The 2,655-nt window shown below is 43.8% G+C and carries 2 protein-coding genes; both read right to left on the reverse strand.

Annotation, left to right across the window (positions count from 1 at the left end):
• Nucleotides 1-66 precede the first annotated feature (66 nt).
• On the reverse strand, nt 67-1,239 hold the full coding sequence (locus CAG68_RS02125; RefSeq protein ID WP_053304523.1) for an MFS transporter: 1,173 nt from the start codon (nt 1,237-1,239) through the stop codon (nt 67-69).
• 159 nt (nt 1,240-1,398) lie between these two features.
• A complete protein-coding gene (gene aroG / locus CAG68_RS02130) occupies nt 1,399-2,451 on the reverse strand; it encodes a 3-deoxy-7-phosphoheptulonate synthase AroG (protein ID WP_005389030.1) in 1,053 nt (350 codons plus the stop codon).
• Between the last annotated feature and the right edge of the window lie 204 nt (nt 2,452-2,655).

Here is a 2,655-nt window from a genome sequence, read left to right on the forward strand (position 1 = left end):
GAGATTGTTGATTTGAGCTAATAAACAAACCCGACACGATAGGCCGGGTTATATATTAAGACTTAATTAAGCGGTTTGTGATTCTGGCTTTTTATTCGTTTTTAACGCAAACATCGCGATAACGAGTAACACAAATGGAAGAACATACAGATTAAGATTCTGCCAACCTACGGTAGACTCAAGCCAACCAGATAGTAATGCGGTGACGGTGACACAACTGAACACGAAGAATTCATTAAACGCTTGAGCCTTGCTTCTGTTTTTCGCTTCATAGCTTTGACTAAACAGCCCGGTTGCTGCGATAAACATAAAGTTCCACCCTATTCCTAACAGGATTAAAGCAAGACTAAAATGCCAGATAGACACTCCATGTATATTAATTCCAATACAAGCAACAAATAGCAATCCACCCGCCAAAATCATATTCTTAGCGCCAAACCGCTCTATCAGACGGCCCGTGACAAACGCAGGTGCAAACATACCCAACACGTGCCATTCGATCACTCCCGCCGCTTTATCAAAATCAAAGCCACAACCAATCATCGCTAAAGGAGTTGCTGTCATTAAAATGTTCATCACCGCGTACGCAACCATTGCCGCGATAACGGCCAGCATGAAATTAGGTCGACGAATAATCAGTCTCAGCTTATCCGCCTTAGCGTGTAGCGCCTGCGTGTGTGCAGGTGGAAAACGAATGGTTTGTAGCACAACCAACGCGGTTATATAAAGCACGACAAGCACAGCAAATGCACTAATGTATAAGCCATCACCTGACCACTGCTGTGAGTACACCGCCAAATTAGGTCCAAGGATCGCCGCTAACACCCCACCCGCCATAGATATCGAAATCGCCCTATGCCTTGCCGACTCTTCACACACTTCAATGGCAGCAAACCTGTATAGAGTACCGAAACCTATACCAACACCAAGCAAAAACGTAGACATGCAGAACAGATAGAAGTTTTGTTGACTTAATGCATACGTCGCTAGACTAGCACCCAAAATGCCAATGACATTACCAAGGCTAAAACCAAGGCGACGCCCTAACTTGCCCATAATTAGCGACGCAGGAATTGTCGCGGCCATCAGTCCCAAAAACTGCAGTGCAACTGGTAATGTGATAAAACTTGATGACGGCGCAAGTGTTTTGCCAATAAGGGCAATAACAGATATGAGTAAAATATTCCCTGTCATTAATAAGGCTTGGCAGAGGGATAGAAGCCATACATTACGATTCAATTCCAAATTCCTTTTGGTTACAACGTATACAGATAACATATAGGAAAGCAGAAGCAATAGAAAGATATGAGAGTAATTCTCAACAAAAAGAGCCAGAGGCATAGTACCTCTGGCTCTTCACTATTCACTTTTCGCTTTTAAAAAGTTTTTCTGTTGAGCTTACTTGTTGCGGCGCGCTTTTACTGCATCAGAAAGCTGACGAAGTACCGTTTCCGTATCTTCCCAACCAATACATGCATCAGTAATCGACTGACCATAAGTGGCTGCTTTACCATCCACTAAGTCTTGGCGACCTTCAACTAAATGAGACTCGATCATCACTCCAAAAATGGCTTCTTCGCCACCAGAGATTTGCTCGGATACATCATCAGACACCAGCATTTGACGCTTGAACTGCTTCGAGCTGTTAGCATGGCTAAAATCAATCATCACTTTTTTCGGCAGACCTGCGGTGTCCAGCTCATCTTTAATTTGAGCTACATGTGCTGCACTGTAGTTTGGTTCTTTACCGCCACGTAGAATAATATGGCAGTCTGGATTACCAGCGGTTTCTACGATCGCGGAATGACCGTATTTTGTTACTGAAAGGAAGTGATGGGAAGCGCTTGCAGAACGAATCGCGTCGCTCGCTATTTTAATATTCCCGTCTGTACCGTTTTTGAAACCTACAGGACAAGAAAGACCAGAAGCTAGCTCGCGGTGAACCTGAGATTCTGTCGTACGAGCACCGATAGCGCCCCAACTGATCAAATCCGCCACGTACTGAGGTGTGATCATATCTAAGAATTCACTTGCCGTTGGCAAGCCCATATCGGTTAGATCAAGAAGAAGTTTACGTCCGATACGTAGACCATCATTTAGCTTATAGGTGTCATTTAAGTAAGGGTCATTGATAAGGCCTTTCCAACCAACGGTTGTACGCGGCTTTTCAAAATAAACTCGCATAACAACCTCAAGCTGCTCGCCCAGTTCATCACGTAGTACTTTTAGCTTTTTACCGTACTCAACCGCGGCAGCCGGATCGTGAATAGAACACGGGCCAACGATCACGAGTAATCGATCGTCTTTTCCTTCAAGAATATTGTGAATGGCGTTACGGCAATCAAAAGTGGTCGAAGAAGCGGTTTCAGTCGCTGGGAACTTCTCTAATACTGCAACAGGTGGCAATAACTCTTTTACTCTATTTATTCTTACATCATCAGTTTGAAACATTACTTCTACTTCCTGGTTTTATTTCCGACCCCATTTTTACCAACTGAACTCATTGCAACATTGTTCACAAAGCGAGCAGCATCAAGGGCTGTGGTCATTTTCTGTCTAGCGTTTAAGTAACTTATCGGCTTAGGCGTAGACTTGCAATCAGTTTTTGCAAATAAATGCAAATAAAAACCACCTGTTAATCACCGCGCACAATGT

This window comes from Vibrio sp. V42_P2S4T144 (assembly GCF_009904715.1).
In the GTDB taxonomy this organism is placed as follows: Bacteria; Pseudomonadota; Gammaproteobacteria; order Enterobacterales; family Vibrionaceae; genus Vibrio; species Vibrio alginolyticus.

Coding starts and splice junctions, on each gene's coding strand:
- aroG (WP_005389030.1), bottom strand. CDS start 2,451: ATGTTTCAAACTGATGATGTAAGAATAAATAGAGTAAAAGAGTTATTG.